This window comes from Adlercreutzia sp. DFI.6.23 (genome assembly GCF_024462535.1).
Taxonomy (GTDB): Bacteria; Actinomycetota; Coriobacteriia; order Coriobacteriales; family Eggerthellaceae; genus Adlercreutzia; species Adlercreutzia rubneri.
The window spans coordinates 1-310 of sequence record NZ_JANGBP010000393.1 but is presented as its reverse complement, the minus strand read 5'-3'; the positions used below and the strand labels follow the sequence as shown (position 1 = coordinate 310).

Below are 310 nucleotides of genomic sequence, written 5' to 3'. Positions count from 1 at the left end.
CCCAAGCGGATCAATCTCGCTTGACGAGGGGCGACCGAGGTCGCCCCCTACGGGGATGGGGTCCCGCGGCCCCCGCCGCGGCCCGATCGCTTTCGAACAGCACCACCTCGCCAGCCGTGGGCAGCGCATCGCCGCAGATCATCTTCATGACGGTAGACTTGCCGGCGCCGTTTTTGCCGACGAAGCCGTAAATGTCGCTCGCCGCCACAGTCATGGAGAAATTGCGCACCACCGCGCGGCCGCCATAGACATTGGTCAGCCCGCGGGCCTCGATGACGTTCATGCCTCGCCCCATTCTCGCTTACCTCTG

Annotated in this window: 1 protein-coding gene; it reads right to left on the bottom strand. The window is 65.8% G+C overall.

Annotated features, from left to right (window positions below; genetic code table 11):
- Positions 1 to 10: 10 nt before the first annotated feature.
- Complete coding sequence (locus tag NE591_RS13860; RefSeq protein ID WP_256156933.1) at positions 11 to 283, bottom strand: ATP-binding cassette domain-containing protein; 273 nt, start codon at positions 281 to 283, stop codon at positions 11 to 13.
- Positions 284 to 310: the final 27 nt, after the last annotated feature.